The 24154-nt window shown below is 54.2% G+C and carries 20 protein-coding genes; 17 read left to right on the plus strand and 3 right to left on the minus strand.

Annotated elements, in window-relative coordinates; genetic code table 11:
- Positions 1 to 1269 precede the first annotated feature (1269 nt).
- Together J1C54_RS07695 and J1C54_RS07700 are read right to left on the minus strand one after the other, a co-directional pair.
- Positions 1270 to 2439, minus strand: a complete 1170-nt coding sequence (locus J1C54_RS07695) for a hypothetical protein (protein WP_229146211.1) — start codon at positions 2437 to 2439, stop codon at positions 1270 to 1272.
- The gene (locus J1C54_RS07700) at positions 2436 to 3764 is read right to left on the minus strand and encodes a YqaJ viral recombinase family protein (protein WP_229146212.1); all 1329 of its coding nucleotides are present in this window, start codon (positions 3762 to 3764) and stop codon (positions 2436 to 2438) included. The genes J1C54_RS07695 and J1C54_RS07700 overlap by 4 nt, the downstream gene beginning before the upstream one ends.
- A 297-nt stretch (positions 3765 to 4061) precedes the next feature.
- Between J1C54_RS07700 and J1C54_RS07705 the strand changes: the two genes are divergently transcribed.
- The 9 genes from J1C54_RS07705 to J1C54_RS07745 all read left to right on the plus strand — a co-directional run bounded on the left by J1C54_RS07705 (position 4062) and on the right by J1C54_RS07745 (position 14161).
- Entirely contained in the window at positions 4062 to 4712 is a 651-nt protein-coding gene (locus J1C54_RS07705; protein WP_229146213.1) for a DotI/IcmL/TraM family protein, read from the plus strand.
- Positions 4713 to 4810: 98 nt separating this feature from the next.
- Entirely contained in the window at positions 4811 to 5644 is an 834-nt protein-coding gene (locus J1C54_RS07710) for a DotH/IcmK family type IV secretion protein (RefSeq protein WP_229146214.1), read from the plus strand.
- A complete protein-coding gene (locus tag J1C54_RS07715; protein WP_229146215.1) occupies positions 5641 to 6783 on the plus strand; it encodes a DotG/IcmE/VirB10 family protein in 1143 nt (380 codons plus the stop codon). Before J1C54_RS07710 ends, J1C54_RS07715 begins: the two co-directional genes overlap by 4 nt.
- 4 nt (positions 6784 to 6787) lie before the next feature.
- Complete coding sequence (locus J1C54_RS07720) at positions 6788 to 8278, plus strand: hypothetical protein (protein ID WP_229146216.1); 1491 nt, start codon at positions 6788 to 6790, stop codon at positions 8276 to 8278.
- Complete coding sequence (locus tag J1C54_RS07725) at positions 8275 to 8817, plus strand: hypothetical protein (RefSeq protein WP_229146217.1); 543 nt, start codon at positions 8275 to 8277, stop codon at positions 8815 to 8817. Before J1C54_RS07720 ends, J1C54_RS07725 begins: the two co-directional genes overlap by 4 nt.
- A gap of 17 nt (positions 8818 to 8834) precedes the next feature.
- On the plus strand, positions 8835 to 9212 hold the full coding sequence (locus tag J1C54_RS07730; protein WP_229146218.1) for a hypothetical protein: 378 nt from the start codon (positions 8835 to 8837) through the stop codon (positions 9210 to 9212).
- A 275-nt stretch (positions 9213 to 9487) separates the two neighbouring features.
- Entirely contained in the window at positions 9488 to 9799 is a 312-nt protein-coding gene (locus tag J1C54_RS07735; RefSeq protein WP_229146219.1) for a hypothetical protein, read from the plus strand.
- Complete coding sequence (locus J1C54_RS07740) at positions 9799 to 11160, plus strand: hypothetical protein (protein WP_229146220.1); 1362 nt, start codon at positions 9799 to 9801, stop codon at positions 11158 to 11160. The genes J1C54_RS07735 and J1C54_RS07740 overlap by 1 nt, the downstream gene beginning before the upstream one ends.
- 4 nt (positions 11161 to 11164) lie before the next feature.
- Entirely contained in the window at positions 11165 to 14161 is a 2997-nt protein-coding gene (locus J1C54_RS07745; RefSeq protein WP_229146221.1) for a type IV secretory system conjugative DNA transfer family protein, read from the plus strand.
- Between the two features lie 5 nt (positions 14162 to 14166).
- Here J1C54_RS07745 and J1C54_RS07750 read toward each other — a convergent pair whose 3' ends face one another.
- Positions 14167 to 14769 carry a hypothetical protein gene (locus J1C54_RS07750; RefSeq protein WP_229146222.1) on the minus strand — a complete coding sequence of 201 codons (603 nt, stop codon included), beginning with the start codon at positions 14767 to 14769 and terminating at the stop codon, positions 14167 to 14169.
- Positions 14770 to 15123: 354 nt separating this feature from the next.
- On the opposite strand from J1C54_RS07750, the gene J1C54_RS07755 reads away from it, so the two are divergent.
- The 8 genes from J1C54_RS07755 to J1C54_RS07790 all read left to right on the plus strand — a co-directional run bounded on the left by J1C54_RS07755 (position 15124) and on the right by J1C54_RS07790 (position 24142).
- Complete coding sequence (locus J1C54_RS07755) at positions 15124 to 15642, plus strand: DotD/TraH family lipoprotein (protein WP_229146223.1); 519 nt, start codon at positions 15124 to 15126, stop codon at positions 15640 to 15642.
- Positions 15639 to 16547 (plus strand): type IV secretory system conjugative DNA transfer family protein, encoded by a 909-nt coding sequence (locus J1C54_RS07760; protein ID WP_229146224.1) that lies wholly within the window; start codon positions 15639 to 15641, stop codon positions 16545 to 16547. Before J1C54_RS07755 ends, J1C54_RS07760 begins: the two co-directional genes overlap by 4 nt.
- On the plus strand, positions 16540 to 17676 hold the full coding sequence (locus tag J1C54_RS07765; RefSeq protein ID WP_229146225.1) for a type IV pilus twitching motility protein PilT: 1137 nt from the start codon (positions 16540 to 16542) through the stop codon (positions 17674 to 17676). Before J1C54_RS07760 ends, J1C54_RS07765 begins: the two co-directional genes overlap by 8 nt.
- Positions 17677 to 17738: 62 nt before the next feature.
- Complete coding sequence (locus tag J1C54_RS07770) at positions 17739 to 18686, plus strand: TcpQ domain-containing protein (RefSeq protein WP_229146226.1); 948 nt, start codon at positions 17739 to 17741, stop codon at positions 18684 to 18686.
- The gene (locus J1C54_RS07775) at positions 18683 to 20317 is read left to right on the plus strand and encodes a hypothetical protein (RefSeq protein ID WP_229146227.1); all 1635 of its coding nucleotides are present in this window, start codon (positions 18683 to 18685) and stop codon (positions 20315 to 20317) included. The genes J1C54_RS07770 and J1C54_RS07775 overlap by 4 nt, the downstream gene beginning before the upstream one ends.
- 12 nt (positions 20318 to 20329) lie before the next feature.
- Entirely contained in the window at positions 20330 to 21694 is a 1365-nt protein-coding gene (locus tag J1C54_RS07780; protein ID WP_229146228.1) for a hypothetical protein, read from the plus strand.
- The gene (locus J1C54_RS07785; protein WP_229146229.1) at positions 21691 to 22410 is read left to right on the plus strand and encodes a hypothetical protein; all 720 of its coding nucleotides are present in this window, start codon (positions 21691 to 21693) and stop codon (positions 22408 to 22410) included. Before J1C54_RS07780 ends, J1C54_RS07785 begins: the two co-directional genes overlap by 4 nt.
- Position 22411: 1 nt before the next feature.
- Complete coding sequence (locus J1C54_RS07790) at positions 22412 to 24142, plus strand: GspE/PulE family protein (RefSeq protein WP_229146230.1); 1731 nt, start codon at positions 22412 to 22414, stop codon at positions 24140 to 24142.
- The last annotated feature ends 12 nt before the right edge of the window (positions 24143 to 24154 follow it).

Below are 24154 nucleotides of genomic sequence, written 5' to 3' on the forward strand. Positions count from 1 at the left end.
GAGTAGGTCTTGGAGCTGACTATGCCCTGAATGATGGTTGGGCTTTAAGGTTTATGGCAACGAGCTTTAGCGAAGATGCAGTGGCATTTAGTATCAACATCATGAAGCGATTTAACGTTAGTGATAGTTCAAGAGTGAGATAAAAGAATCAAACAGAGTCTTATTTGATTTTGATGCGGTCTTTATCTGGCATTTTTGTTAAAACAGGTGGGGTTGCCAAGTGTTTTGGCTGTGAGGTTCGCAGTCAACTCATTAAAGCAACCCCGCTTGAAGAACGAGCATCAATCCATCATTTAACTTAGGCTGGTGCTTCTGGATTGCAGGCATCATGTGCCTTTGCTGGCCATTACCGGTGGTCTCTTGCCCCGATGCTGACGGCATTTCCTCGATAGCCGATGTCGCCGCCCATTGCGGAGCAGCATCTCGACACAGTCAGAAAGACCAGTCCTGATGGCGTTGATCCTTGTGTTGATATTGCTGATTGCCCTTCACTACTTACCGAGCAAAGGCGCCGATCTAATCGTCTGTCGGTGACGAGGTGCGCTGATACCCAGTAGCTTGTTGATGCAGGACGATCCGCGCCGGCAACCGATACAACCACCGGCCAAGGTCTATGGTAATCTTCCCGCGGGCACTTGGGGGGCATATCCGTTGGTTGATATGCATACAGGCCCTGGTGGCCATCCTATAGATGAGTTTATCGCGCCGCCGTCGCCCTGATTAAACACCGTCAGCGTAGACAGCCGCCAGTGTAATCCCCTCGATCCGTCACCTGACGGACCGCCTCAATCCTGAATTCCTCGGGATCACGCCGGCTGCTCATAGATACCCCTCTGAACGCCATAGCGTGTGCCTGAAAAGTGTCTTGTACATTGGTGGCGACTCAGGTTGTCTAACCTAAGATGCGAGCAAGGATGTGCCTATAAAATACGCTCAAAAAGGGTGACTACCGTAGACGAGCTAGCTCGGTCAGATCTTTGCCCTATGTAACTTCTCTGAAGTGGGCAGCCAGAGACGGGTAAATGCGGGTTTCAAAAGATACCGATTTAAATTTACCAACTTTATTTGTATGAAATGTGCCAATTTTTGGCCGACCTCACTACAATTTACCAACTTTATTTTTTCGACAATCGGCCTGAATCCCTTATAACAAGGGGTTAAGTGCAGATTATTTACCAACTTTATTTGTATATTACAGGTCGCCCGGTAACGATAGCGGCTCAGGTTGGCCAGGGAAGACCCCGCTACCGAACCGGACGATTAAACTGGTTAAAGTGATGGAGCTTCCATCCGCGCTGCCGCGGGAGATGATTTCTCATCGTGGTTCGAGTGTTTAATTTCTGCAAGCGTAGGCTGAGACTCCCCTTCAAAAGAGGGAGTTGGAATGTCCTCCAGGCAGTAACGCGGCGCTTTTGCACCCAGAGGGGTTTCAACTGACGTTAGGAAAACTGCCTTGTTCTCTGCTTGGCGAATCGCAACCAATGTGGGGACATAAACTGGAACCTGCGCTTCATTGATGTCTGTGCTGTACATCTGCGAGTAGGCGCTGATCATGTGATCGCTGGACATGATTCGGTCCTGGTAGTTCTTGCCAGGGGAGATCGTCATGCCTGCAATCATTTCGATAGAAGAGATCGCCCCTTCGGACATCGCGCCCACCAGGCTTCGACCCACTTCTCCGGACAAAAATGCCTCTGCGCTTTCTTCCCCACTCGGACGGATGCCATCTTGCTTTTTCAAAGGCCGAGCCTCAAACGCCAGCCGCTCACCGGTAACAGTGGTGGCACGAAGCACAACGTAGCGGTAGTAAGCAATCTTCGATTGGTCAAGCCAGCTACCAAGGAGCGGAGGGAGTTGGTCCATGGTGGTTGTGCGTTCCTGTGCGGGGTTGCCATCGCCGGGAAGAATGGTAATAACCTGGTCCGGTCCATTCAGAAGCATGCTGACAGTGAAAACACCATTTCTCTGCCATTCTTCCGGGGCGCTGGGCCGGCGGGGCTGGATCTTAACGTGAGTCGGCAAGTAACGCAGGTGTGCCTGTCCAGGGAAGTAACTAAGCACCTCCCCCCAAAAGGCGGAGTACACCTTCGGCTGATCGCCGTTGCCCTCGCTGACCTGGTGGCATGACTTGAAGAGCATTGTGCCTCCAGCCTGCACCGCCGGCGCAGTGCCTTTGCCAGAAAGAAAGTTGGGCATTTCATAGCGCGGCGATCGCCGACTGGCGGCATTCGGGTCGGGGCGAAGAAATACACGAATCGGCGCCCCAGTAAAAAAGTCAGTACCAAAGGCGCATTGCGGTTCGCTGGAGAGGTCAAACCCGCCGATAACCATCGCGATGGTCTCCCCGCCGCCCGTGTTGCTTTTGGCTCCCTTGCGTTGAGCTTCAACGCTCTTCGAGAGGTTCTTGAGGTGTGCCAGAGATGATGTGTTTGCAGTCATGGGCTAACTCCTAAGGATTCCCTGCTATCAAGCTCGGGATTATCGATGTCATGATCATTAACAATATCGGCATCGTCAGCCGGGGTGGGTGCGAGTGATTCGCAAAGTGCCTCGAATGATGGGATGAGCAAATCGCCCGCGACATCTCGCACGGCCCTGTATAGCTCCGCCTCTACAGACTTGGATTGATGGTGAGGCGGCCGCAACGAGATAATCTCATCCTGAAGTAGCATGCCCTGTGGATCTGCCTGTATGGCCCCGGCTGCATGCAGGCTCACGAGTTTTTCGAAGGCCGCCTTTTCATTAAACTCACCGCTCTCAAGCATGAAGGATGTGGGTGAAATCCCAGCAGACTGCAGCAGCAACAAAACACCTTGGCGATCTATGGATTCCTTTCGGCGCGCGCTAATGCTGTATGGCCCGGTCTTCACTTTATGCCCATCGGTAAACCCACGAGACTGCAGGTACGACTTGATTTGCTCACTATGGGTCTTCGCTCTTTGCTCGGCGAAAGTCAGCAAGGCCTTCCAGGCGCCATACTCTGCCACCATCATGTCGAGTTCTGGAGATGATTCTAGTAGGACGGCCTCGTCAAGAAAGTCCGGCGCTGCTGGTGTCTTGCCGGCAAGAACATACTCTTCCCAGTAGAAGTCTCCCGCATCAAGAACCTCGGACAGTATCCCCGGGTCGTGGCGAACATTGACTAGACGGGGGATGCGTCGCGGGGTGTCCAGTACGCAGAGGGCGTAGGCGTCAAATTTCACGCCTGCTCTTTTGCCTTCATGGGCATATTGGTGCAGTTGGCAGCGATATTCGAGCGGCGCGCCTTGGGAGAAAAAGTGGGCAATCTCGCCAGGAGCCTTGTAGTCAATAAGAATGCGCGCATTGCCAATCCGCCAAATGGAATCTAGGTTGCGGCGCACCCATGGATGCGTGGCGTCAGGGGCAAGAGACTCAATGGCATCGATGGCCTCCTGGTCTACCGTCGCGCCGAAGCGATGCAAGGAGAGGGCTTCAATATCATCTTCAAGCAGCGTACCCCAAAGCATTGGCCCTACCGGTCTTTGAGGGTGATTGAGAAGTAGCTTGTCTCGGACGATGTCTCGATCGCTTTTGAACGTGTGGATGTGCTCACCCGTTCGCGCAGTGCGCTGGGCCGCTACGAGGCTGCCAATGTCGGAACCGCCGAAGCCTTTTAACCGGTCAATATGCCAAAGCAACCGGTCGGGCTCCTCGCGCGCGACGATCTGAAGCCATTCCTCTGCTCGTTTGTGCGGGATATATCGGGCCTGTGGTAGTGCCCGGATCGCTGTTAAGGGTGACATGGGATAATCCCGTATATAGTGTCTTATACGAAGGACTGTAGCATGAAGAGAGGTCAAAAAAAAGCCGGCCGTGTCGGGGGGGAGTGGGCCGGCTGCAAAGTGCAACAAGTTATGAAAGGGGCCTGCAAGGGCAGCAGGCCATGACCACTATAATACATAATATACGGAGGCAAAAGAAGTAAATCAGGGCCGGCTAGGGGGGCTATAAGGCTCTTTCGGGGCTGAATTTAGTGGGCTTCTTTTCGGCTTAAACCTGCGGTATGATACGCCAATAGGGCATTATACGGGATATTTTAGATGACTAAGAAGGCGTTGGGTGATGATCAAGCGCTGTTCAACGAGCGTGAAATCCGCACCTTGCAGGGCGTTAATAGAGCGCTAATGGTTGCAGTCATTGTGCTGGCGGTCCTTGTGGGCGTCCTCGGGATTGCAGTATGGGGCGCGGGCGCGCTTAAGCCGGCTCCTCAGTATGTGGGCATTACCAACGATCTGCGTTTCGTCGAGCTTAGCGCCGAGACGGACCCTGTTCTTCAGGATGCACAGATCACGGCCTTTGCTGCTCGAGCGATCCAGTCGTGCCTAGCGTTTGATTTTGCGAATTATCGAGATCAAATACTTGCTTGTACCCAGCGGCACTTCACCGCAGAGGGTGAAAGGGCATTTCTTCAAGCGATGACGTCGTCAGGAACCATTGAACTTCTGAAGAATGAGCGTCGAGTGTCTAGGGCTGTGATAAAGGGCGTGCCCGTCATCTCTCGAAAGGGTAGCCGCGGTACGGTTTACGCTTGGGAAGTGACCGTGCCGCTCACGCATGAGCTTGCTAACAATGCGGACACTCAGCGTCGCGAACGTATCGCCAGAATTCTGATCGTCAGAGACAACACCAAAGCCCTCCATGAGGGGGTCGGGGTGACCCAATTCAACATGGAAATTGACAGAGGCAAATAATGATTCGAAGAATTATCTGTACTCTGAGCCTTATAGCCATTGCAGGCGCCGCGTCTGCGCAGGATCGGCTATCTGCCATTGCAGAGGAAGAGGGCGGGATGTCGCCAACCACAGAGGGCGCTATACGAGATACGATGCCCGTGCCTCCTGAGGAGATCACGATCTATCGCCGGTATTCGGATGATGTATCCCGGGCGGTAAACGAGCCTCTTCGCCCGCCGGCCCCAGAGGTGCGAAGCGTTAAATTAAATACGGGGCCAGGAGCCCTTCCGCCTGTCATTCAGGTGCAGCCTGGGTTTGATACGACGATTAATTTCGTCGATGTCACCGGCAATGCCTGGCCGGTAGTTGAGGCTGGAACCGGGCGTCCTGACAACTATATGGTCAAGGTCACTGCAGAATCGTCGGTTACGATACGGCCAACAGCGGCCTATCAGCTAAGCAATCTACGAGTACACCTCAAAGGGTATCCGCGTCCCCTGGCCTTCACCATGCTGCACGATGCCTCGGCCGTCGATTATGACGTCACGGCAATCATGCCAATCATGAACCCAGAGACAGATATCGCAAGAATGGTTCAGTCAAGGATCCAGTCTGAGGCCCCCGGCCTGCCGGAGGCGGTATTGACGCAGTTCCTTGATGGCGTCGCAGTGCGCGATGCTCAGCGCATTATGCTGACCGGCAACAGCAAAACGGATGCCTTTTGGTACAAAGGTAAGTTGATTATCCGGTCACCGCTAAGGCTGATGTCTCCGAGACCAACAACCAAGCTGGCGGGGCACAGCGGATATGCTGTGTATGTCGCGGAGCAGGCCCGTGCGGTCGTTTTGCTCATCGATGAGAGCACCGGTCAGCCCGTTCATGTACAGCTATCGCTTACCCAAGACATTCGAGAGAAGTCAATGCAGGCAGCCGCGGGAGAAACTCGATGAACCCACTTAAGGCTATGTCTGCGCGACAAAAAATCGTCCTGGTGATCTTGGGCGTATTCGCCCTGTTGTTCTTTGTTGTTGTCGTATCGATGTTTGGCGGCGATGAAAGAAGTCAGCTCAGCGAAGTGCAGGGCGGTGCTTCCGTAGGAGCTGGTGCTGGCCAGGTTGTCGAGGGTGAGGAAACGGACGCCTATAACGATTTGAACGTTGACTATCAGATCAGGCAGCAAGAAGAGTCCAGGGAAACCGGCGAGCAAGTGGTCGCGCCCATTTCGCTGGACCTTTCTGTTGAGACGACCACAAGTCCGATCGCTCAAGGGCCATCGGTAGATCAAATGGCGCAACCAGATCTTGAAGCGCAGAGACAGCGGGCGGATGCAAGAGCCCAGGCTGTCCAGCAAAAAAGAGCTTTTTTCGAGGCCCTCCTGCAGAAAAAATCTAATTCCTCTGCAGCAATACAAAGCGTCCCATCGCAATTTTTGGCGGAGGATGGTGGCTCTCAAGGCGGGGCTGTCACGGGCGGGGCAAATGTCGTCGCAACAGGGATGGGCCCGTCAAGTCAGCAGCCGGTGAGCCGAAGCCAGATCACACCAGGCGAGATTGAATTTGCCGTAATCCAGACGTCGGTCACATCAGACAGCCCCTCCCCTGTGAGGGCGGAGATTCTTTCGGGGCCTCTTAAGGGTGCCGTGCTCGTCGGAAATTTTACAGCTGGCAGAGATGGTCTGGTTGTAGCGTTTAACAGTATGTCTTGGAAAGGAAACTTCGCCAGCGTCAGCGCCGTTGCAATCGATGCGGAAACCGCAAGAACCGCGATGGCTACGGATGTTGACTATCATCGAATTCAGCGTTGGGGTTCGTTGATGCTCGCGGGTGCTGCCAGGGGCGCAAAAGCAGTTGTAGAGCTAGAGAGCGATGTGACAGTCCCAGCTGGAAGCGACACCGTCATCAAAAGTAGAGACCAATTAAGTGACGGAGAAATTGCCATGATGATCTTCGGCGAAGCCGGCGATGTGGCAATTGAGATGCTGAAGCGTAATTTTGATCGCCCTCCAACTATCACGATCGACCAGGGGACTACTGTAGGCATGATGTTCATGGCGCCTGTCGATGCTCCGTGGCTGCCGGCTAGAAGGTAAAATCATGACGAATGGAAAAGATGATTTTAATGACGACGATTTCTTCGAGCACGAACTGGAGGGCCTCGCCGGGGACCTGCAGACGCTCGATACAGAGCCGTTGTTGTACCCCGAGGAAGTTCATCCTCTTCGCGGTGGCGAGGGCGTGGCGAGCGAGGTAGAGCAGAATCCGGATGACGTATTTGACAGCTTTGACGCGCAGGAGACGGATTCTCATGAGGCGAGTGGCGGCCCAGATGAAGATGATGGGTTTATGGACTCGTTCGATGCGTTTGACGCCCAGCCCATCGACCAGACACCTCAGCCCCCTGTCGACACGCCGTCCGGTGGTACTTCAGATCCGGCAGAGGAGATGTCTTGGCCTATAGATGAGACGCCTGAGCCAGAGGTCCCGACTCTTGAGGCGGACAGCTCGCAAGAGGTTGTGCCGGAGGTCATTTCCTTCGAGGAGGAAGATCCATCGCCGACGCCTGAGGCTTCTGGGAGTGACGCTCCTCCAGCAGGCCAGCCGGAGCAAGACGAAGATGAAGATCTTGCATTTGGAGTCGATGAGCACTCGGCATCCCCCAGCCGCGGCACCCTTAGCACGACGAAGATAGCCCTGATTGCAGCGCCCATCATTTTGGTGGCGGTGGGGTTTGGTGTTTTCATTAAATACCAGCAGCTAATGGGCGGGCAGCCATCAAGAAACGCAACAAATTCCGCGCAGTTTGTTCCAGCGCAAGAATCCGCCGTGCTGCCCGCGCTCGAGTCCGCGCCAGCACCGCAATCTACGCCTGCTCAGACTGCTGCTGAGCCACCGCCAAGTCGCGCACCTGTAGAAAACGATCTCTTTGCACCAGTTGCTCCTGTGGATGAGGCTCCAACTCCATCCAAGCCTGCTCTGCAGCGTCAAGATGTTGCCACCACTGACGATACGGTAATCCCGCCAGGCGGAGCATTTTCAAGCAGTTTCTACGAAAGAATGGGAGACCCCCGCGTGCAGTTCAATCCTCAGAAAGTAGTGGTTGAGCCCGCCGGTGAAGATGTATCCATCAAACGTTCTGTCGCAGGAGATGCTCCTGCCCAAAGCGCATCGGCTGTAGAAACTGTTGATAGTGGGCTCGGCGGAGCGACGGAATGGCTAAGAGCCCAATTCTCTGCTGTTCGGGAAGACATGGTCGCGATTAACACCAAGCTCGATAGAGCCGCAGAGGAAAGAGAGGATCTTCGCGATGGCCTAGATGGCTTGTCTCGCCGGGTCAGCGCACTCGAAAGCCCCTCGCCCGCACAGCGGCCAGCAGGCCAGTCACCTGCCCCAGTTTCTGATGGCTCCGCCAGAATGCGGATTATTGGCTTAATCAATGGCAAAGCATGGGTGGTCGTTGGAGAAGACGTTGTTACCAGGACCATCCAAGCTGGCGATAATATTCCAGGCTTTGGAGAGGTCTTAGAGATCCGGGATGACGCCTGTGGTGTGAGGTTCGTTGGCGGCCAGAGAGTCTGTATTGAATGAGTGGCCAGACGGTAAATATCGCAGAGCTTATCGCGACGTTCGATGCGTTAAGAATGCTGACATTTGTGCTGTCTGTGCCGATGGGTATTTGGGCCATTGTATGGGCGGTTATGAAACTGCCGTCCCTGGGCGGTGGGGCACGAGGGGCATCGGCTCCTGTAACGCCCGCCCAAGTCATCATCGCATGGCTTGCAGGCGTTTTTATGCTGTATTTCCCGACCACACTTGATGTGGCATCGGAAACAATCTTCGATACCCATCCGTTTTCCTACGCTCAGACGACGGGAAGCATGATGGGGAATACGAAGATGGCATACGCGGTTATCACGTATGTCAGAACTGTAGGCATCATGGCCGTTCTTTACGGTTTATGGTTGTTCTACAGAATGGGTTCGCCCAGTCCCGGACTGCAGGTTACCGGCGGCAAAGTACTATCTTTCCTGATCGCAGGGGTGCTCGCGTACAGGATCGATGCCGTCAACGATGCAATAGCGGTCTTCGGGTTCGATTTATTCAAATTCATCGGTTACTCAGGTTAAACGTCAGGAGAAGGGATATGAAAAAGCAAAGTGTATTTACGTTGATTAAGGCGGCTATCTTCGCCGTGTTAGCCATTTCGGTACCAGCTAGTGCTCAGGCAGCTTCGGCAGCAGATATCCTGCGAAATCTTGCAGATATTGGCCCCGCAGGCGTCCTGGCTATCACGGCGCTGTCCTACCTGGTAGGAGCGGTGTTCGCTTTCTTGTCTGTCATGAATATGGTGAAGATGGGGAACGAGCGCGAAGAGAAGGGCCCCCTTATTGCCAAGGCTGCTCTGTTCTTGTTGGGCGCGGTATTTCTTATCAGTCTGCCGTCCTTTATCGAGACCGGAGAAGACACCGTATTTGACGGTGGCACCACGCGCGGCAGCTCGCAGGGTATTGACGGGTTCTAATGAGCACCATGATTGGAGCGCCACGATCGCCGAGCAAGCGCCTGTCGGGTAAAGACCGGCAGAGCGCGCTCGCGTCGGCAAAGGGGGTGTGCGCCTGTTGCGGGTTAACGTCGCTAAAGTACCAAGAGGCGGTTGACCTAAACGGGCGGCACACAATCCTCTGCCCATTTTGCTTTGTTGCTGAGTCTATAGATCGCGGAGAAGGCAAGGGGCGACTTATTTGGTGCCCCGAGCTAAGTCAGGCTCAGCTAAATCATTTGGTGGTCGCATGTTGGATGGCGAAATCCCAAGGCGATAAACGCGGGGTCGCGGCGGATGGAATCCTGGCGCAGCTGTACGCGAAGCACTACGACCTCGAAGAGGTTATGTTCGATGGTGCCAGCTACCCCGCAAAGATGGCGATGGCGCTAAGAGGTATTCCCCAAGAGCTATACGACCAGCGTAAGCAGTTTATGCTCTCCGTTCGATTCTTGCCTGCGGAAAAAGCATTCTCCGAGCTGGTGGCATACTGGAAGTCGTCGGAGTGGAACGCAATTACCGATGACGTATGGAATGCTCTTTACGAATCCGCCAGACGGGCCAAGTGATGTACTGGGCCGGCGATACGTCAGAGTTCATAACCAGCGTATGGCTTTTCGATAACCCGGTAGAACCGGGAGATGGGTGGCTGTCTGTTGAGGGGCGGCCACCGGAAAGAGAAGGCATTGCCGGGCTCTCCAAAAAGGGAATGGACTCCGTTCTTATTACAAATGTTATAGATAGCATTCTTCACGGCGTCCAAGGCGCTGGCGACGCTCTCCGGCCAACGGAGTTTATATCCGGAGAAATAGATCGAGTAGCAAGGCTCGCTGGGATAGAGCCTGTCGGGCCGAAGGCTGCGCAAGTTCTTAGCCAGATTCTCTCTCGCTCCCTTAGGCTGGCGCAAAAGGTGTATGACTTTTCGGTGCCTGGGAAAACGCTTACGGAAACCATCGCCCCAGCAATAGTAATAGATCAGAAGTATAGCAAGCCGATTAGGAAGGCGAGACAGGAAGCGGATAGATCGCTACCAGTGCAAACCTTCGCCAGAACCCCTGGAATGAATCGGGCGAGGCTAATTACGCCGTGGTCTGATGTTGCTGATGCGATCAGCAATTTGGTACTTCCACTCGGCAAATGGCAGACAACGAGGGCCAGCGTTTCCGACCTTGAGTCTCTTGCTGAGATAGAGTCATTTGCAACGGTTGTGGCAATCCGTGCCATTGGCAGCACCGTGCCAGATATTATTGCAAAAACTATCCCAGAGCTTGCGTCGGGGCAGACAGTTTGGGTTCCCGCGTCGGCCGCGGCCTGGATCGCTTCAATGTGTGGAATCGAAATCGAGGAAGCCAAAAGAAGTGAGGCAGGGCTGCTATGGGCCGACGATGACGCCATCGCAATCCCGCAGCTTGGCAAGATCGCCAGTTGCACTATTAGTGCGGATGTCGTGGTCGGAGCTCATATTGATGCCATTTGGACAGGGTTGTCGCCGGGTGCAAACAACACGATCGTCAGGTGGTGGCTGATGTGGGCGGTGAGGCATTGGATGCTGGCCACTGCTGTCCAGCTACAGGATCACGGATGGGTCATTACAGATGTTGGCGTCGGCTCGATAGGCGTTGCCGGCAACGAATCGCAAATGGACGACCTGACGTATGCCGCTGTCGCCTCTGGGCTTATATATCAGCACAAGGGCGTAAAGAGCCCCATGTCCAATGTGCCGGATAAGGTGGCGCCCGCTGGCAAAATAAATTCCACCAACTCTGTGCATGTTGCTCAGATACGTGCGGCCTCAGGAACCGCCTACCCGGCGGTTGCGATGGAGCTTGACCGTAGTAACGAGATGCAAACCGAAGCAGAAAGAAAGCAACAGGTCATGCAGATAATTGGAAAAGTACAAGACGGCGCAGACGACTTTAAGCTGGAGTAAGAAGATGGGATTCGTTGACGGTGCACTGAAGGTTGTTAGTCAGATCGTAAAAGCAAATGCCAGAGATATGTGCGCACTCGAGAGCGTTTGCGGGCCGACTACATTTGTCGCGATCGACAGTAGCCTCGTAACATTTATCGATGTTAGGGGGATGACTGCCATTCCCGGAGATGAAGAATACAAGCAAGCACACGCGAAGTTGGTTAACGCGCTTGCGTCGCGGCTTAAGGCGCCTGGCCACAGCTTACAGGCGGTGTTCCAGCGGGACCCCGCGCACACGCCTCGGGCCATCGCCGAGGCCATCCGGCCCAGCAAGGAAACGCATAAAAGGCTAAATATGGACGCTACGGTTCTGCACGAAAGCACCGTGAAGCAGTTGTCGCGGTGGTGTGTGGACGAGAGAACGTATTTCGTTCTATGGACCCATCCCGCAGCCGTATCGTCTGAGATAATAAAGAAGGCCGGCGCCGAGGCTAAACAGGCAAGAGCAAAGGCCGCAGTGAATGCGCCAGATGCCATCGACCCCTTTGTGTTTATCGAAGCACTGAGAGCAAAGCATGATTCGTATGTAGATAATGTGATCCAGGCGCTGACAAGCTCAAAGATCAAGGCCGATAAAATACCGGTGGATTTGGCTGTAAAGGAGCTTCGATACAGCATCGACCCAGATCATACGTCGCAAGATTGGCGCCCGCTTCTACCAGGGGGCAAAATCACCCCGAGAGAAACCCCTGTCACGCAGAAAAAAAGGGAGAAGGGGAAGGGTGTTAGTGATGCCTCCGACGTGGCGTACCCGAAAATTGGGGACCAAGTGGCTCCCCGGCCCATTGTCAAGAATGAGGATGGTAGAGGTTATTGCCAGATCGGTGACCTGCAGTACGCACCCATGACAATGGAGTTGTTCCCGCAAAGCCCAATGCAGTTTGCTGCGCTTTTCAGCTCAATCCCGGAGCACGTGCCCTATCGGGTTAGCTTCCACGTTGGCTCTATGAATGACGGTGGAGTTCTAGCCCTCAAGCAGACGCTGGCCACATTCTCAGCCTTTGCCAGCGCGAGGAACGCCGCAATCCGCGACACGATTAAGAAAATGAAAGATCAAATGTCGCTGGGAAAACCATTTGCGACACTGAGAGTGACCTTCGTTACATGGGCAAAAACAACCGATGAGCTTCAAGGCCGAGCGGCGGCATTGGCACAAGCGGTTCAGGCATGGGGCCAAGGCGATATTCGCGCGGATGCCTCAGATCCAGCAGAAACGATGTTGAAAAGTGCGCCAGGTATGCACCCATTCCCGCCAACCACCAGGGGCTACCCTCCGCTGTCGGAGGCTGTTGCAATGCTGCCAATCGATAGGCCAGCGTCTGACTGGAAGGCCGGTAGCATTCTCTTCAGGACCGAGGATGGAGTCGTTTGGCCATGGGAGCCTGGCAGTAGCAAGCAGACTCGCTGGAACGAGCTGGTGTTCGCGCCACCAGGCATGGGTAAAAGTGTGCTTTCCAATGCAATAAACCTAGCCATTCTTGGCAAGGCGGGAATGGAAAGGCTGCCTCGCCTGGTTATCCTGGACATTGGTCACTCGTCAAAAGGAATGATCAACCTTATTAAGCACATGCTTCCAGAGAACCAGAGAGACCTTGTGCTAGAGCATCGCATGGTTAATAGCATCTCGGAGGCGATCAACCCGTTTGACTTGCAGCTGGGGCAAAGGGTGCCAACGTCGATGCACAGGTCGTTCTTGGTCAACTTGCTGACCACTCTTGGGACTCCTGTTGGAAGAGACACGCCGTATGAAAATATGGCTGAGCTTGCTGCCATGACCGTTGACGAACTATACAACCAGTTCGCTGACCAGAATTACGCCAAGCGCTATACGGAGGGCACAGACCCTTCGATTGATAAGGCGGTGGCTGAGCTAGGCATTTCACACGACGAGGATACGTCGTGGTGGGAAATCCGGGATGAATTCTTCAAGCGTAACAAGATAGATATTGCCAACCGTGCGCAGCGATACGCCGTGCCTGTAATGAACGATGCTGTTGCCGCTATGAACTCGAATGAGACGATTAAGGCAACGTACGGTGGGATACAGGCAGAGTCGGGTGAAAAGCTAACCGTGGCGTTCGGTCGCCTGATCGGAGCCGCCATTGGCGCATACCCAATCTTCGCAAAGCCAACGGTGCTGAACATCCGAAAGGCGAGAATCGTTGCAATGGATCTTCAGGATGTCGCGCCATTTGGGGATGGGCCTGCAAAACGTCAGACAGCGGTTATGTATATGACCGCTCGATTTGTCGCAGCTCAAGACTTCTACCTCCATTTAGAAATGCTCGGGACCTTTGACAGCGCATACAGGGGTTACCAGGCGGAACGTATCGAAGACATCCACAACGACGTAAAAAGACTGGTCTATGACGAGTTCCATCGGACGGGCCGTATCTCCACCGTGCGAGACCAGGTGGTTGTCGACAAGCGGGAAGGTAGAAAGCATAACGTGCAGGTCGCGCTCATCTCCCAGGATATATCGGACTTTGATGACATTATGGTGCGCCTCGCAAGTAGCATATTCATTGTGGGCAGCAGCAGCCCGGGTGATGTTGAAGAGCTTGCACGCAGGTTTAAGCTCGGCGCGTCTCAAAAAGCGGCTTTGCTGGACGGGAAGGTGCACGGTCCGCGAGCCGGGGGGTCTAGCTTCCTCTTTCTATATGAAACGAAAGATGGATGGAGTAGCCAAGTCCTCAAGAATACAAGAGCTCCAGAGGAGCTTTGGGCGCTATCTACAACAAGGGAGGATAACGATCTTCTCAAGCGCCTCACCCAGCAGTTTGACTATTCAAGGGCTCTGAAGATGCTTGCGGATCGCTTCCCAAATGGATCGGCAAAGGAGTACATCGAAGAAGTTGCGAATCGTCCAGACGTAGTCGCAAGGGCGGGAGGGGACACAGCGTCAGGAGCTGTTGCTGTGGTGGTCAGGGAGCTAGTCGACAAGACCAGGGCGGCATAACCCCCCTAGTTGGCGCGAAGGAAGGCGGCAAGCTCGGAAGGGTCTGCGCGGACAATGGCATCGCTCTGAACGGCGGCAGGGTTCCCATATTGCGCCTGGGCTCTGCTGGATGAGTGCCCCATTAATACAGCGATCTCTGGCTCTGATAGGCCGGCATTTTCCAGATTGCGTTTGAATTGATGGCGGCCGCTATAGAGCGTTATTTGCTTTGAGTCCGTAGTCCCGCCTTCTCTGCTGGCGCGACCAAAAACATTGTTATTTAGATTTTTCCAAAAAGACTTAAATGCTTGTTCGGTTGGACAGCTTTGGCGAATTTGCCCTATCACTCCTTGAATGAGGTCTATTTCCGCCTGTCCATAAGCCAGAAGTGGAACGGTGCGAGTTGCCGGGCCGTCTGGGGTCGTGAAGTCCGTTGGCGATCGCTGCTTCCGCGTGAGCACGTGAAGAGCCCAGCCAGAATGATAGCGAAGCATCGAAGCATCTGACCATTCCACAGGGCGAAGCCCGGTCAGTACGGTTGCTCGTAGCCAGTCGAGCGCAAAGAAGCCGTGCTTGAGCCGCCTTCTCGAAACCCATTCTCGAAGACGTGAGAAGTCTTCCAGCGACACACCTCGATCCCGCCGGCTCATTAGGCTGGGAGGGTGATTAAGGTCGGTGGGAAGAAGGTTTCTGGCCGCAGCCAGGTGTCGCGGCAGCTCAGTGGCGACCATGTGTAAGGCTGTTCTGCGGTAAAGGGACCAGGTGTTGGCGCTGACGTTCCCGCCAACGTCGCTTGCAAGCCATCGGCAGACCTTTAGCCAGTCCGGGGCGAACAGGACAGATGCCTCGACTTGTCCTGTCGCAAGGGCGTATCTGCGCAGCAAGCCATCAGCGATGGCCCGGTAGCCTTGTGGCTTGTTCAATGAGGTCATAGCGTCTAATATACTCCGTAGAAGGGGTATTCTACAAAGGATTTACTAGATATGAAAAAGTACATATCAACTTTAGCCGGCGTCGCCTTGCTGGCTGGATGTGCGTCGAAGCAGGCTGTCATATCAAACGAGTACGCCTTTGAAACGCCCAAGTACGAACAGATTATGGTCGAACTGGCCGAAGATAATGCGAGCCTGCTCCGTGCGCTGGTAGAAATTAAAAACGCCAAAACGGTGAAGGCTATGACACCAGCTCAGATGGCTCAGGTCGAGTGGCAAAGTAACTATGTCCCTGATGGCTACGACAAGCCGATGTCGCTGGAATATACAGGCCCTATTTCCAACCTGGCCCGAATGGCCGCGGATGCCGTTGGAGCAGAGTTCCGCATTCAGGGCAAGCAGCCGATCCCTGACGTCATGGTGCGGGTTTCCGCCCGTAACTCTACCGTCATCGATGTCCTAAGAGATGCTGGTGGACAGATGGGCGGCGCCGGGCGATTGATGGTTATGCCTCACTCGAATGTTATTCAGGTCACCTATCTCGGCGAAAAAGGCGAGGCCCAAAGATGATTAGGGCTACGCTGATTGCCGTTATGGCAACATTGCTGCCGCACATTGCGGCAGCGGAAAATCAGCCAGGCACTCCTGCGTATAGTGGGATATTCCCGGTGCCCACCGAGCTGAAAGATCATGACCGGTATCTCAATTCTTTGCTGAAGGTCGTTCCGGCTGGCGAGCAGGATGAGGAAGGCGAGGAGGACTCACTGCGGCTGCAGGCGCTGCGCGTTTCGGCAATGGAATATGGCAGTGATGCGGGGTTCTACTGGCAGGCCCATCAGTTCGATCGTTATCTCCGCCACCACGAAAAGAGCCTTGACGAAATCTTTGACTTCACCGCGCTGATGGTCAAAGACGATGGCGGCAGATTACTGCAGCCGGCTGTTATCTCGGAAAGCGTGCGTGTGGCTAAAATTAGTGACAATGGCCAGGCCATCCGCACCGTGGCTCATCACTATAGAGTTCTACAGCCCGCCAGATTCGCTCTGCAGCCCCCTACCTGGCGCGATTACTTACCGGTGTACGCGCAGCCGCCTCAGAGTCGGCTCATGGTCAAGCCGAAGCCTAAAGAAGTCAGCCTCTGGAGGGAGTTTGTTCTCGAGGGGTTCAGGGCAGGTGTTACGCAGGCCGACCTGACCATTAGATCGAACATGGCCATGCTCGCCCGGGATAGAGCCGGGATGGTGAGGTACCACATTCTTCTTCAGCAGGGGCTGGTCGCGCCTCCCGAGATCGACTCCAGATATCAAGGGGTAACCGGCGGTGGCCGCGAAATGGCAGTTGAGGATCGAGTGCTAACCATTCGCGCCCCGGCGGCATTGAATTCAAATTCAGGAGACTGGGAGCCCATCCCCAAGCTGCCGCGCTTCGAGTATTTGAATATCAGCATTCCTGGAGAGGACGCAGACAATGGTTGAAAACCTGAAGTCGGTCGCGTCCGCTATCAACACCCAGCCAACAAAAGATGAGATATCTGCCCTTCTTATCGCCGCAATGAAGACAGACGGGTTTGGAGATCTTTACTTGGCCAGCGATAGAGTGCCGGCGGCGAAGATCCACGGGAAGCCAGTCATGCTGTCGGCGCGAAAGTGGATTCACGGCGAAATCGAGGAGGTAGTAAGGCATTTGGACGGCCCGAGCGGGCCTGCGAGGCTCTTGCAGGGCAACCAGATTGATCGATCGTTCGAGGTCGTTCACAGGGAGCCGGGCGGCAAGGCAGAAAGATTCAGGTTCCGCCTGAATATGACGGCCATTCGCTCGGGGCGTGGGGATGCCGGATTTGCCATAACAGCTCGCGGCATAAACTGGATGCCACCCAAGCTGGACCAGCTGGGTCTCGAGCCAGAAATAAAGGAGCAGCTGTTTCCTCGGCAAGGGCTAAACATTATTGCCGGCTCCACCGGCGACGGGAAGTCGACAACTCTGGCGGCCGCCCTGCGGGACTTAATAGAAACCGATGAGATCGGGAAGGTCATCAATACCTACGAGGAGCCGATCGAATTCGTATATGACGGTTGCCAGAACCTTTGCTCGATAGTTCATCAGTCAGAAGTGCCGATCATGGTTCGTTCTTTTGCTGATGGCATAAGGGCGTCGATGCGTCGAAACCCGGACATCATTCTTGTCGGCGAGTTAAGGGACAATGAAACGATAGCTGCCGCGATCGAGGCCAGCATGACGGGTCACTTGGTGTGGGGCACTTTGCATGCAAACCGCGTTGCCGATGTTATGCGCAGAATGGTTTCCAGGTTTGACAAGGAAGAGCAGGCGTCAAGGCTTGGGGACATCATCTCGAGCACGCGCCTGTTGATGGTTCAGCGGCTTGTGCCAAAGGTTGGCGGCGGGCGCGTGGCATTGCGCGAATATCTTGTATGCGATGACGAGGTCAGGGGGATGCTATTTGAAGCAAGCCTGGCGACTATCGCTCATACGGTAGATGGGCTCGTCCGGGAGCGGGGAAAGACGCTACTAGCCTCAGCGAAAGAGGCGCACGCTGCAGGCATGATAAGCGATCAGGTACTTACGCACATGGAGAAGACTGGATGAGCGAGCACCAGGAAGACGACATGGTATGGGCATTTGCGAGCGAGTGGCCAAGGGTGGTGGGAATGGATTTTCGCCCTCTTGCCCTATGGTTCCTCGCACTGCTGGTTCCTTATGTGTGGATTGTTGCTCTTTTGGTGACAATCCTCTTTATAATAGCTAATATGCGGGATGAAAACCCGGGATACCTAGTGAGGCGAATTCAAATGAGCTCTAAATTCTCCACCCCTTTATGGCGCCGGAACTATGCAATTGTGGCGCTTCTTGCCTCTGGCATTGGCGCCGGAACCATGCAGGAAGCCTCTGCGGAGTTCGTGATTATCGATGGCCAGGGTGGTGCTTGGGAGCAGGTCGAAACCCGGCACACCACCGCGGAAAAAGGCTCAGATGCTTCTCGCTATTACGAAAACCCCCTTGTAGAAGGAGGCTCAGAGGGTGTGCCCCTCTCAATAGCTCTTCAGCAGGTGTTGCCGGCGGGCTGGTCTGTATTTTATGGGGATGATCGGCTGAAGGATGTCCCTGTAAGTTGGGCTGGCGGAATGTCGCTGGTCGACGTACTCGCCAATTTGGCACAGGACCACGGACTCGATCTGGAGGCAGACTTCGACAGAGAGCGTTTGTACGCCGCAGTTGCTCGTGATGGTGGCCGTCTGCGCTTGGCTGGCAAGTACGCCTCAAGCCTAAAGCCTGGTGAAAAAGAGATCTGGAAGATAGCTCGGGGCGAGCTATTGACGGGCTCGATCCAACGGTGGGCGGAGCGAGCCAGCTATACCTTGGTATGGGAGCTGGCTGAGGACTATCGCGTTGTCGCCGATGCGACATTTACAGGCACCTTCAGGGATGCGATTGATCATTTGGCCCGGAGCTACAGACAGCAAGGGGCAATGAAGACCGTCGAATGGGTGTTCAAGAGAGGCAACAAAGTTCTTGTGGTACGCCATTTCGACCCCCGAATTGCGGCCCCAGTTGCCATCGAAGATGCCGCCCAAGAGAAAAGTGGAGAAAGAGAATGAGCCGGTTAATCGTTGCATGCGTAGTTAGTGGTGCGATCTTGCTTTCCGGGTGCGGAACCCGACTCACCGCTGAGACAGAAGCTGATATTGCTGAGGCGCACGATGCCGTATTGGAGGCGAAGGCAAATGGTCGTCGCGACTCCAGCCTGGAAAGACAGCTCGTCCGCGAAGAGGACGAAGTCTATGTTGGCCCTGGCGCGATGGTGATAAGAGATAATTTGCCCTCGGGTTTCGATGAAAGAGTGGCGATCACGGAAGCCGTTCCTGTGCCGATCTCGGTTATCGCTGAAAGAATTGGTCAGATGTCCGGGTATAGAACCATCGTTTCGCGGGAGGTCTATGACTATTACGAGACACTAAAGGACTTAAGTAGCGATGAAGTGGATGTCCAGCAGGCGGTTGCTGATCCTGGTGCTGCGAATCTGGCTGAGTCAGCAGGGTTGGGCAAGGGGATCGGCCCGAAGATGCCAATAGCGTTCAAGGGTCGCCTTCGGGATCTTTTGGATCGAGTTGTCGCGGGGCTGAATTCCTACTGGAGGTTCGAGGAGGAAACCGGAACCATTTGGATCTACCGGTACGAAACAAAGACGATGAGAATATCGGCCATAAACAATACGTTGTCTGGCCAGGCTACGATGTCCAACACCTCGAGTACCGGGGATGGCGGGGACGCAGGTCAAGGCGGGTCAAACACCCAATCGCAAACTCAGATCAATATTTTTGATGCTGTTGCTGCCGGGGTAGAGGGTTTGCTCTCCGCTGACGGCAAGTCCACTGTCGCCAGAGAGTTTAGCTCCGTCACTGTTACTGATACCCCTGAGGTCATCCGTAAGGTTGAAAAATATATTGCCAACGTCAATCGGACTCTTACACAAGAAGTCGTTATGGACGTCACTGTGCTGTCAGTTCAATTGTCCAATGAAGACGAACGCGGAATCGATTGGGATCTTGTCTACAATTCAGGCCAGAGCGCGAGCTTTGGCATGACAAGTGGAGGAGGCGTGGCATCTCCGGTCGGGTCATTGACCGGTGCAATCTTGAATACCGCCACCGGCACTGCGGGCAAGTACGCGGGTAGCTCGATCGTCGTACAGAATCTTGCCAGACAGGGTGATGTCTCAGTTGTAACGACCGCAACATTGAGGACCTTGAATAATCGCCCAGTGCCCATGGCTATCGGCGACAAGATTACTTATATCGCATCTTCCTCGACGACTATTGGCGACGGATCGACCACCGGCGCCCTGAACACTGAAGAGCTATCGGTGGGATTCGCTTTGAACGTGAACCCCCACGTTCTTGATGACGCCGAGACAATCTTGATGCAGCTAGGGGTGAACATTTCACAGCTAAATGAGCTTAAAACGATCACGCAGGGAACATCGCTAATTCAGGCGCCAGATGTTTCATCGAGGGATTTCCTCCAGAGCGTCTCGATTAGAAGTGGAGAAACATTAGTTATTGCCGGCTTCGAGCGGATGACAGACGACATCGAAAGGCGCGCAATGGGGCCTAGCGCGAATTGGTGGCCATTTGGTGGTGGGCGTGCGGCTGGCAAGAAGCGAGAGGTTATCGTCATTGTTATACAGCCGTTCGTTCAAAATGGGGCGAAGCGTGTCGCGCGGTTCTAAAGGGGCTCCATCATGTCTGTGATATCCGTAGGGGGGCAGAAGTACGCAGTCGATATGGACTGGCGTGCGCTGACTTCAGAAGAAGAGGGCCGTCACCAGGCGGCGAATAGGATTGCCAAGGAAGCCGGCAAGAAATCATTCGCGCTGTGCCATCCGGATGACCCTACTGCCGATGATTCGGTGGGGTTGTTTGCGGACAGCACCCCCGCCGGAACAAAGTCCCTTGCGGCGGCGATTGTTGCATCAGGAAAGTACCCGGCTGCCTGCGCCTTTATTATGCCGGCCTCGGAGGCTGGCGACGTCTGGTTCCTTGCTATTGCAGGAGGCTTGCCCGATCCAAATACTGATCGCATTGTAAGCAGTGTCGATGAGTGCATGGAGAGTATTTCGTCGGCGTTTATGTTTGAGGACAGCGTCCCAGTGTATACCTCGCTGCAGATGGATCTGCGCGAAGGCTATGTAAGGGAGCACCTGGCTTTAGCGGAGCTGATTCCTGATCATGGATCCGCGCCGAAGCCGATTAAGGTCAAGGGCAATGCAGTCCTGGCAGCGGTTGTTTTTGGCGCCATTGTTATTGTCGGGTTGATCGTAGCTTTGATGCTTTGGCCGTCCGATCCGCAGCCCAAATTAAGTCCTGCTCAATTACAGGCGCAAAAACAACAGATCGCCAAGAAGCGGGCTGAGGAGGCGGTCGCCGCCCTGGTCCAGAACATTTCAGGTGGCGTAAAAAGAAAGTGGGTCAAGCCAGTCAAAGAGATGTTCTGGGATCTTCCCATTAACCTTGATGGCTTGAAGATGAAGGAAATACTGTGCACGAATCAGCCTGAGTGCACTGTAACGTATATCAATGCAGGTCGCATGAGCGTGCCAGCCTTTAGGGGCAGGTTCGAGAGCGTGGCGGACGATATCGCCTTTGCTATCGATGGGAAGGCCGCGACGTTAAAATTCGATTTCGGTGATCGCCAAGCCCCGGATATTATTGAGCCAATTCGTGTCGAGCCTGTTACTAAAGACGATGCGATTGCATTGATCAGCAATGCTCCGGCTGCCAGAGAGTTTGGAGAGGAGCTATTGATCAGGCTTCTGAAGCTCGAGCAAGCCTACCCCGCTGGCTGGACAAGGTCAGTTCAGGTGCCGAAGGCCGCGCCCAATATGCCCGCGCCAGGCACTCCAGGGAGTCCCGTTAGTGCGACCATCATGGTCGGCGGAATTGAGGTTAGCATCCAAGAGTTGTGGATGATGGGCGCGGTGCTCGACCTCTTGGATTCCCCATATATCTTTATTGAAAAGTTCGAAGTGTCAGGGATAGACGGGCGCCCAACGGCCCGGCTGTCCGCAAAATATATTGTTCAAGATAGCCGTGGAGAACAGAGATGAGCGTCAATAAATCGGTTTTGCTTCTGCTCGCTGGTATTGCAGTGGTGTTTGCTAGTCCGGTTCGGGCTGATGGTTTTGTAGATCCAGCGATGCAGGATAGGGGCGACGCTCGGGCCGCGTGGGAGTTGGAGTACGAAAGTGATGGCCAGGAATACCAGCCGATTCGAGGCGAAGGATCAGGCTCCGCGCAGGTGGGCTCGCCAATCGGCGGTGACCCAGACGGAGACGGGAGTATTGCCACCAAAACAGTCACAACCACAGAAACCATTACGCGGATTCCTCGCCCCCCCGTGGAAAAACGTGTCTGCGACGTAACCGACACCTGTGACAGGCTTGATACCTTGAGACTGATTGATGAGATGCAGGAAAAAATGGCTGTACTAGACGCGGAAAAGAGACTTGCTGAGGCGCGAGGCGCAAAAAATAAGGCCCTGTGTGAAGAGGCAAAGGCATGTGCGGGCATTGTGAGCTTTGACGCTGCGGGAATTACTAGCTCCACCACAACAGCATCAGTGGCGTCCATCTACGGTGCAGCATCTACAGGCTATACTGCAGACATTATCGTCAACGGGTCCAGGGTGTCGGTTTCCGAAGGCGATGAGACTCCTGATGGTTCCACGGTACTGTCAATCACGCCGAATGCTGTTGAGGTCGCGGCTCCTCGTAGTGGAGCCAAGACGAGATTGCCGTTCGCCGGCGGTATGGCAGGGCAATAAAATGTCTAGCCCGGCCGTCGTAATATCAGAAGACAAGCTACCTCGCATTCGCGGGCTGGTGAAGGGCGCAGCGAGCGCCATTAAGCCAGATGTCAGCCGACTGATAGCGTTGCTAGAGCTTGTCTCGGACGGTGGTGACGAAAAGAAGGCAGCCGTCACTATGGTTGCTGAGTCACTCATGGCGGCCAAGAAGGATGAGGTTAAGGCCGCTGCGGGCATTCTGAGGCAGCGGTTTGGATCAGAGTATCGTTTCGTAACGCCTTTAATTGTTAGAGACCATCTGTTTAAGCAAGTTCTTGAGCGGGCATCTGTGGTCGCAACGGACGAAGAGGACTCAAAAGAAGGAATACAGCTTGATACGGGCGCCCAAACAAGAGCGTTCGAAACGATCATGACAAAGGCTGTCCAGCTTAAAGTCACGGATGTGCATATAAAAATTAGTCCGGCCGAATCCAGGGTTGCGTTTAGAATTTTCAAACAACTCGAGGTCCAGCCATTTGGACACTCAGAAAAGGATTTGACGGATATCGTGACGTCGGCCTATAACCACCTTGCAATACCCAGTAGCCGATCTGGCCAGTTCAGCTCGACAAAGCGCATGTCGTGCATGATTGAAAGAAAGATCGCAGGTGAAATGTACCGGTTCAGATATCAGCATGCGCCCATTGAGCCCAAAGGGGTTGAGGTCGTTATGCGACTTCTTCCTATGAGCGAGAAGGAAGCCAAGGCCCTCTCATTCGAGCAGCTGGGGTACTCGGACACCCACGCAAAGTTGATACGTAAGGCTACTGCCCGTCCTGATGGCGCGGTTCTGGTAGCGGGCACCACTGGCTCAGGTAAAACTACTACGTTGAAGCATGGCATAATGGGCGTCATGGAGCGCCGCCCTGGGATCAGTGTAAGAACCGTAGAAGATCCCGTAGAATACATTATCCCCGGAGCATCCCAAACCAGCGTAATCAGAAATGACAGTGACGACGCTTCCGGAGCGAGAGAATTTGCTCAGACAATTCGCGCGATCATGAGAATGGACCCCGACATTATTATGATTGGTGAAATTAGAGATAAGGACTCCGCTGATTTGGGCGTAAAGGCGGTTCTTTCGGGGCACCAGGTCATGTCCACCACTCATGCCGCTTCCGTTCTGGATGCAATAAGTCGTCTTATCGACCTGGGTGTTGAGAGAAGAACCATTGCATCGCCGAACTTTCTCGGAGGACTGATATATCAGCGTCTGGTGCCCGTGCTGTGCAGCTCGTGCAAAATTAAGTATCAAAAAGGGATGAAGGTCGCGGGCCGTAGAGAGTTTGAAAAAAGGATGGAGCCCGTAAATACGCCTGGCAGCACAATCTATATTAAGGGCCCCGGTTGTGTGGATTGCTCGCAAAGAGGGATTGTTGGAATAACCGTTTGTGCTGAAGTTATGACGCCGGATGATGAGTTTCTCGACCTTATATCGAAAGGTGAGGACATAGGTGCCAAGCGCCACTGGAGGGAGCAAAAAACACCGGATCCATTTGATTGTGTCGGGGCTCCGGCCTACTACCACGCCATTCTTAAAATGCGGGCAGGGATGATATCTCCCGAGGACGTAGAGGATAATTTCGGTCTTTTTGAGAGCGATACGATAGCAGAGATGTACGCAAAATATGGATTCAATGCTGTAAATGAAACACATCCAAATGTAAGCGTTGTCGGTGGCCATCCAGCCCGAAATACATCGGCGGAATAGTAGGGAATTACC

This window comes from Alcanivorax sp. 1008 (assembly GCF_020667895.1).
Classification (GTDB): Bacteria; Pseudomonadota; Gammaproteobacteria; order Pseudomonadales; family Alcanivoracaceae; genus PGZG01.

What these genes read in the sequence shown, in the direction of transcription:
- J1C54_RS07695 (WP_229146211.1), bottom strand. Translation starts at nt 2,439, where the DNA reads ATGACTGCAAACACATCATCTCTGGCACACCTCAAGAACCTCTCGAAG.
- J1C54_RS07700 (WP_229146212.1), bottom strand. Translation starts at nt 3,764, where the DNA reads ATGTCACCCTTAACAGCGATCCGGGCACTACCACAGGCCCGATATATC.
- J1C54_RS07705 (WP_229146213.1), top strand. Translation starts at nt 4,062, where the DNA reads ATGACTAAGAAGGCGTTGGGTGATGATCAAGCGCTGTTCAACGAGCGT.
- J1C54_RS07710 (WP_229146214.1), top strand. Translation starts at nt 4,811, where the DNA reads ATGTCGCCAACCACAGAGGGCGCTATACGAGATACGATGCCCGTGCCT.
- J1C54_RS07715 (WP_229146215.1), top strand. Translation starts at nt 5,641, where the DNA reads ATGAACCCACTTAAGGCTATGTCTGCGCGACAAAAAATCGTCCTGGTG.
- J1C54_RS07720 (WP_229146216.1), top strand. Translation starts at nt 6,788, where the DNA reads ATGACGAATGGAAAAGATGATTTTAATGACGACGATTTCTTCGAGCAC.
- J1C54_RS07725 (WP_229146217.1), top strand. Translation starts at nt 8,275, where the DNA reads ATGAGTGGCCAGACGGTAAATATCGCAGAGCTTATCGCGACGTTCGAT.
- J1C54_RS07730 (WP_229146218.1), top strand. Translation starts at nt 8,835, where the DNA reads ATGAAAAAGCAAAGTGTATTTACGTTGATTAAGGCGGCTATCTTCGCC.
- J1C54_RS07735 (WP_229146219.1), top strand. Translation starts at nt 9,488, where the DNA reads ATGGCGAAATCCCAAGGCGATAAACGCGGGGTCGCGGCGGATGGAATC.
- J1C54_RS07740 (WP_229146220.1), top strand. Translation starts at nt 9,799, where the DNA reads ATGTACTGGGCCGGCGATACGTCAGAGTTCATAACCAGCGTATGGCTT.
- J1C54_RS07745 (WP_229146221.1), top strand. Translation starts at nt 11,165, where the DNA reads ATGGGATTCGTTGACGGTGCACTGAAGGTTGTTAGTCAGATCGTAAAA.
- J1C54_RS07755 (WP_229146223.1), top strand. Translation starts at nt 15,124, where the DNA reads ATGAAAAAGTACATATCAACTTTAGCCGGCGTCGCCTTGCTGGCTGGA.
- J1C54_RS07760 (WP_229146224.1), top strand. Translation starts at nt 15,639, where the DNA reads ATGATTAGGGCTACGCTGATTGCCGTTATGGCAACATTGCTGCCGCAC.
- J1C54_RS07765 (WP_229146225.1), top strand. Translation starts at nt 16,540, where the DNA reads ATGGTTGAAAACCTGAAGTCGGTCGCGTCCGCTATCAACACCCAGCCA.
- J1C54_RS07770 (WP_229146226.1), top strand. Translation starts at nt 17,739, where the DNA reads ATGGATTTTCGCCCTCTTGCCCTATGGTTCCTCGCACTGCTGGTTCCT.
- J1C54_RS07775 (WP_229146227.1), top strand. Translation starts at nt 18,683, where the DNA reads ATGAGCCGGTTAATCGTTGCATGCGTAGTTAGTGGTGCGATCTTGCTT.
- J1C54_RS07780 (WP_229146228.1), top strand. Translation starts at nt 20,330, where the DNA reads ATGTCTGTGATATCCGTAGGGGGGCAGAAGTACGCAGTCGATATGGAC.
- J1C54_RS07785 (WP_229146229.1), top strand. Translation starts at nt 21,691, where the DNA reads ATGAGCGTCAATAAATCGGTTTTGCTTCTGCTCGCTGGTATTGCAGTG.
- J1C54_RS07790 (WP_229146230.1), top strand. Translation starts at nt 22,412, where the DNA reads ATGTCTAGCCCGGCCGTCGTAATATCAGAAGACAAGCTACCTCGCATT.